This is a genomic window from Streptomyces sp. ATLC9, assembly GCF_057196705.1.
Genome location: NZ_JBXUOY010000322.1, coordinates 1 through 5,381, shown reverse-complemented (window position 1 = coordinate 5,381; position 5,381 = coordinate 1). Strand labels below are relative to the sequence as shown.

6 protein-coding genes are annotated in these 5,381 nt (G+C 77.0%); 3 read left to right on the top strand and 3 right to left on the bottom strand.

The window, feature by feature from the left end:
• Positions 1 to 54: 54 nt before the first annotated feature.
• A complete protein-coding gene (gene lnt, locus AC2CJA_RS23645; protein ID WP_484604706.1) occupies positions 55 to 1,596 on the top strand; it encodes an apolipoprotein N-acyltransferase in 1,542 nt (513 codons plus the stop codon).
• On the opposite strand, the gene AC2CJA_RS23640 is transcribed toward lnt, so the two are convergent.
• A complete protein-coding gene (locus AC2CJA_RS23640; RefSeq protein WP_484604705.1) occupies positions 1,568 to 2,473 on the bottom strand; it encodes a Gfo/Idh/MocA family protein in 906 nt (301 codons plus the stop codon). The two genes, lnt and AC2CJA_RS23640, sit on opposite strands and share 29 nt — an antisense overlap.
• A 266-nt stretch (positions 2,474 to 2,739) precedes the next feature.
• Between AC2CJA_RS23640 and AC2CJA_RS23635 the strand changes: the two genes are divergently transcribed.
• Entirely contained in the window at positions 2,740 to 3,195 is a 456-nt protein-coding gene (locus AC2CJA_RS23635) for a hypothetical protein (RefSeq protein WP_484604704.1), read from the top strand.
• On the opposite strand, the gene AC2CJA_RS23630 is transcribed toward AC2CJA_RS23635, so the two are convergent.
• Together AC2CJA_RS23630 and AC2CJA_RS23625 are read right to left on the bottom strand one after the other, a co-directional pair.
• Positions 3,183 to 3,689, bottom strand: coding sequence for a hypothetical protein (locus AC2CJA_RS23630; RefSeq protein ID WP_484604703.1), 507 nt, complete (start codon positions 3,687 to 3,689; stop codon positions 3,183 to 3,185). The genes AC2CJA_RS23635 and AC2CJA_RS23630 overlap by 13 nt on opposite strands.
• A gap of 92 nt (positions 3,690 to 3,781) precedes the next feature.
• Positions 3,782 to 4,801: a helix-turn-helix transcriptional regulator gene (locus AC2CJA_RS23625; protein ID WP_484604702.1), complete on the bottom strand. Its 1,020-nt coding sequence runs from the start codon at positions 4,799 to 4,801 to the stop codon at positions 3,782 to 3,784.
• A gap of 105 nt (positions 4,802 to 4,906) precedes the next feature.
• Here AC2CJA_RS23625 and AC2CJA_RS23620 point away from each other — a divergent pair, with 105 nt between their 5' ends.
• Positions 4,907 to 5,341 (top strand): DUF3224 domain-containing protein, encoded by a 435-nt coding sequence (locus tag AC2CJA_RS23620; protein WP_484604701.1) that lies wholly within the window; start codon positions 4,907 to 4,909, stop codon positions 5,339 to 5,341.
• The last annotated feature ends 40 nt before the right edge of the window (positions 5,342 to 5,381 follow it).

Below are 5,381 nucleotides of genomic sequence, written 5' to 3'. Positions count from 1 at the left end.
GTCCGGTGCGGTGGGGATTTCCGCACCGGACGGCCGAGGCGAGGGAGGCGCTGCATGCGGATGTCCGCAGGGCCCGGGTGGCGGCGCGGGGCGCTCGCGCTCGCGGCGGGTGCGCTGCCCGCCCTGTCCTTTCCCGCCCCGTCGCTGTGGTGGTGGGCCTACGCCGCGCTGGTCCCGTGGCTGCTGCTGCTCCGTACGGCGGGCAGCGGGCGGCGTGCCGCCGTGGAGGGCTGGCTGGGCGGCACCGGTTTCCTGCTGGCCACCCATCACTGGCTGGCGCCGAGTCTGCACGCCTTTCTCGTGGTGGTGGCGGCCCTGATGGGGCTGCTGTGGGCCCCGTGGGGGTGGCTGGTGCGGCGGCTGCTGGCGGGGGCGCCGGCTCCCGGCCGGGTGGCGGCGATGGTACTGGTGCCCTCGGCCTGGCTCGTGATCGAGCTGGTGCGCTCCTGGGAGTACCTGGGCGGGCCGTGGGCACTGCTGGGGGCGAGCCAGTGGCAGGTGCCGCCCGCGCTGCGGCTGGCCTCGCTGGGCGGGGTGTGGCTGGTCACCGTGTGGGTGGTGGCGGCGAACACCGCGCTGGCGGCGCTGGTCGCGGTGCCCGGCGCACGGCGGGCCGCCGCGGCCGCGGCGGCGGTGTGCGTACTGGTCCCTGCCGCGGCCTGGGCGTGGGCGCCGCTGCCGCGGCCGTCGGGCACCGCCCGTGTCGCGGTGGTACAGCCGGGTGTGGTCGACGGGGCCGGGGCGCGTTTCGACGCCGGCGAGCGGCTGACCGGCGCCCTGGCGGGCCGGGAGGTGGACCTGGTCGTGTGGGGCGAGAGCAGCGTCGGCTACGACCTGGAGGGCCGCCCGGACCTGCGGGAGCGGCTGGCGGCACTGTCGGCGCGGGTCGGGGCGCCGCTGCTGGTGAACGTGGACGCGCGGCGCTCGGGCGGGCCGGGGATCTTCAAGAGCTCGGTGCTGGTGGGCCCGCGGGGGCCCACCGGGGAGCGCTACGACAAGATGCGGCTGGTGCCGTTCGGCGAGTACGTGCCGGCCCGTTCCCTGCTGGGCTGGGCGACCGCGGTGGGCGAGGCGGCCGAGGAGGACCGCGGACGGGGTGACGCGCCAGTGGTGATGGACACCGGACCGGTGCGTACCGGCCCGGTGGTGTGCTTCGAGTCGGCCTTCCCCGACACCGGCCGGGCGCTGGTGCGCGACGGCGCGGATCTGCTCGTCGCCCAGTCGGCGACCTCCACCTTCCAGGACAGCTGGGCACCGTCCCAGCACGCCTCCCTGGCGGCGCTGCGGGCCGCGGAGAGCGGACGGCCGATGGTGCACGCCACGCTGACGGGGGTGAGCGCGGCGTACGGCCCGCGCGGCGAGCCGGTGGGCGGGCGGCTGGGCACCGGGGTGAGCGGATCCGCCGTCCACGAGGTGCCGCTCGCCTCGGGCGCCACCGTCTACGTCCGGTTCGGCGACTGGGTCGCCGCCGCCGCGCTGGGCTCGCTGCTGTCGGCGGCGGCCGTGGCGGCGGGGCGCCGTTTCCGGCACGGGCCGCGCGGAAGCCGGCCAGGGGGGCGGGAGGCGGCTACCCGGCCTGCTCCAGCACGGCGGTGACGACCCGCTCGCACAGCTCGTGGGTGCGCAGCGCGTCCTCGGCGTCCAGGTGCCGCCCGGCGCGCACGGCGTCGAGGAAGGCCGAGGCGGTCTGCTCGATGCCGCGCTGGCGGGCCACCGGCACCCAGTCCCCGCGCCGGCGGATGCTGGGCTGGCCCTTGTGGTCGACGATCTCGGCGAGGTTGAACACCTGGCGCCTGGCGTCCCGCCCGGAGACCTCCAGGATCTCCTCGGCGCTGCCGCTCATGCGGTTCATGGCCCCGATCGCGGTGAAGCCGTCGCCGGACATCTGGAGCACCACGTGGTGCAGGAGCCCGTCCCTGACCCGGGCGCGGACGTCGATGTGCCCGGCCTGCCCGGGCAGCAGGAAGCGGAGGGTGTCGACGACGTGGATGAAGTCGTCGTAGACCACCTCGCGCGGGTCCGCGGCCAGCCCGACGCGGTTCTTCTGCATCAGGATCAGATCGCGCGGGTGCTCCAGGCACTGGACGTAGCCGGGTGCGTGGCGGCGGTTGAAACCGACGGCGAGCGGGACGCGCCGCCGGCCGGCCAGGCGCACCAGGTACTCGGACTCGGCCAGGGTGTAGGCCAGCGGCTTGTCGACGTAGGTGGGCACCCCGGCCTCCAGCAGCCGGGCGACGATCGCGGGGTGCTCGGCCGTCGGAGCGTGGACGAAGGCCGCGTCGGGGCCGGCCGCGATCAGTCCGTCCAGATCCGTGTGCCGCTGCGGGCCGGGGATCCGGTGGGCCTCGGCCGTCCGCTCCAGGGTGGCGCCGGTGCGGGTGTGCAGATGGAGCTCCAGCCCCGGCCGGGCGGTGAGCACCGGCAGATACGCCTTCTGCGCGATGTCGCCGAGGCCGATCACTGCGACCTTCACGGGGACCCCCTTGGTTTCGCCGTCACTCCGGCGCCGTCCGGCGCTGTCCGGGGCGCTCGGGCACGGCCGTTCCGCCGCCGTCCCGTGTTCCCCCCGGACCGGCAGCATACGCGGCGGTACGCAGGGCGGGGGCGGGCGGGGACGATCACTGTCGCACAGGGCGCGTTTGCCACACCGGGCACGGGAAACACATGAGCCACTCGCATCACTCCTGCGGGGAGTTCCCGGCGGCCGCGCGGTACAGCACAGTGGGCCGGGTGCGACATGTGAGGAGTGCCCTGATCCTGGCCGGAGCCGCCCTGGCGGCCGTCTCGGGGTGCGTCACGGTGGCGGGCGGTCAGCGGCCGGAGGAGAGCGGGCCGCCTCCCCGGCCCAGCGGCCCCGCCCTGCCGCGGCGGGACACCGAACCACCGCGGACCCCCGGCCCGCCACGGGAGGCCCTCACCAGGGTCGAGGACGGCCCGGAGAGCCCCGGCGCCCCCTCCCGGCCCCGCTCCGGTGCCCTCTCCCCGTCCGCCCCGGCCCGCCGGCCCACCGCCCGTCCGGCGCCCCGACGGCCGCAGGGCGAGCGCCTCCCCTCCGTCTCCCCCCGGCCGGGGCGCACCTCCGGCAGCACCGCCCGGCGGCCCGGCCCGGACGTGTGCGGGCTCGGGGAGGCGTACGGCGGCTGGGCCGCGGACGGCGAACCGGCCCGGACCTGCCGCCAGGTCTACGGCGACTGATCCGGCGGCCCGCCGGCAACCGCCAGTCGCCGCGCCAGACTTCCGATGGCGGCTCTGACGCCCGCCCCGTACGCGTCCTCGGGCAACTCCTCGGCCGTCGCACGGGCCCGGGCCAGTTCGCGCCGGGCGGCGGTGCGGTCACCGAGCCCGGCGTGGCCGGCGGCCAGGCTCAGATGGAGCGAGGGAAGCAGGGCCCGCACGGCCGTCCGGTCCCCGGCCCGGGGCTCCGCGACGGCCAGGGCGCGCCGGTCCCACTCGATCCCGGCCGCGGGATCGTCCTGGGCGCCGGCCAGGTAGTGGGCGATGGCGCAGCGGTGGAACGGGGCGCCGTCCTCGCCCGTCTCCTCCCACAGGCGCGCCAGCCGGTTGCGCGCCTCCTCCCGGTCCCCGCCGCGGTGCAGGATGACCGCCTGGCCGATCCTGGTCGGCAGCGACTCGCCCGCCGCGCTCCCCTCCTCCCCCGCCGCCCCCGTCTCCTGCCGATGCTCCGCCACGGGCTCTCCTGTGCGGTGGTGCCGGTACCGGTGGCGCGGAAGCACTTCCCGCGCCGTCCTCTGACGCTAACCGCCAAGGGCCGCCGCGGCCCTCAGGCGCTCTCGCCGGTGCCTCGTCCGTACCTGCTCGCCAGCGCCTCCACCTCCCGCGCCACCGCCGCGCGCAGCCCGGCCGGGCCGAGCACCTCCGCCTCCGCGCCGAGCCGGAGCAGGTCGCTCACCGCCACAGGGGTGCTCTCCACGGGGAGGAGCACCCGCACCCAGCCGTCGCCGTCCGGCCCGCCCGCCTCACGGGCCGCCCTCGCGCCCACCGCGCCGAACAGCACGGGCAGCAGCCGCAGGCCGCGCGGGGAGAGCCGCAGCAGCGCCTCGTCCCGCAGTCGGCCGGTCTCCAGGCGCCCCGTGGTCTCGGCCCAGTACGCCGCCAGGCCGAAGCCGGCGGGCCGTTCGAAGCGCTCGCCCGGCCCGTCGAGGGCGAGGACGCGCGAGACCCGGTAGGTGCGCACCTCCTCGCCCGGCCGGGTTCCACCGCCGTCTTCCGGACCGGGAGCGGACCGGGCGACGAGGTACCAGATGCCGCCCTTGAGGACGAGCCCGAGCGGATGCAGTTCGCGGCGCACCTCGCCCTTCCAGCGGCGGTAGCGCACGCGCAGCGTCCGCTGCTCCCAGACGGCCTCGGCCGCGCGCGCCAGGTGCGGTACGGGGTCGGCGTCCCGGAACCAGGCCGGGGCGTCGAGGTGGAAGCGCTCGGAGACGCGCCGGGTGCGCTCGGCGAGCTGCGCGGGGAGCGCGGCGCGCAGCTTGAGCTGGGCGGTCGCCAGTTCGGCTCCCAGCCCCAGTTCGGCCGCCGCACCCGGCATCCCGGCGAGCCACAGGGAGTCGGCCTCCTCGCCGGTGAGGCCGGTCAGCCGGGTGCGGTAGCCCTCCATCAGGCGGTAGCCGCCCTCAGGTCCCCGCCCGGCGGTCAGCGGCACGCCGGAGGCGACGAGCGCCTCGGCGTCGCGGTAGACGGTGCGGACCGAGACCTCCAGCTCTGCGGCGAGTTCCGGTGCGGTCATCCGGCCCCGGTTCTGGAGCAGCAGGAGCATCTGCAGGAGGCGGTCGGCGCGCATGGCGACAGTCTGCCGCCCGTACCTGACAAGAGGTGTCAGGTACGGGCGGGACAGTGGTGGCGGCCGGCGCGGGAAGGGCCCGCGGCGCCCCCTGTGAGGAGTTCCATGACCACGCACACCACCGGCAGCTTCACCTTCGCCGACTGGCAGGAGAAGGTCGTCGCCGAGACCGGCGGCGGCGAAGGCGCGGGGAGCGGCCCGAAGCTGGCCTCCGCCGTCGTCACCAACCACTTCACCGGCGGCATCGAGGCCACCGGGACCTCGTGCGCGTACACCATCGTCTACACCGCGGGAGAGCCCGGCTCCGCCGGGAGCTTCACCGGCCACGAGCTGGTCTCCGGCGCCCTCGACGGGCGCGCGGGCTCCTTCGTGCTCGCCGAGCACGGCACCTTCGACGAGAAGGGCGCCGTGCGCTGCGTCTTCGAGGTGGTGCCCGGCTCGGCCACCGGTGAGCTGGCCGGGCTGCGGGGGACGGGCGGCTTCACCGCCGCGCACGGCGAGCCGTCCGTCGCGTACGCCTTCGACTACGAGCTGGGCTGAGCCGGTCCGGCGGGGGGGCGGCCCGGCCCCCCCGAGCCGC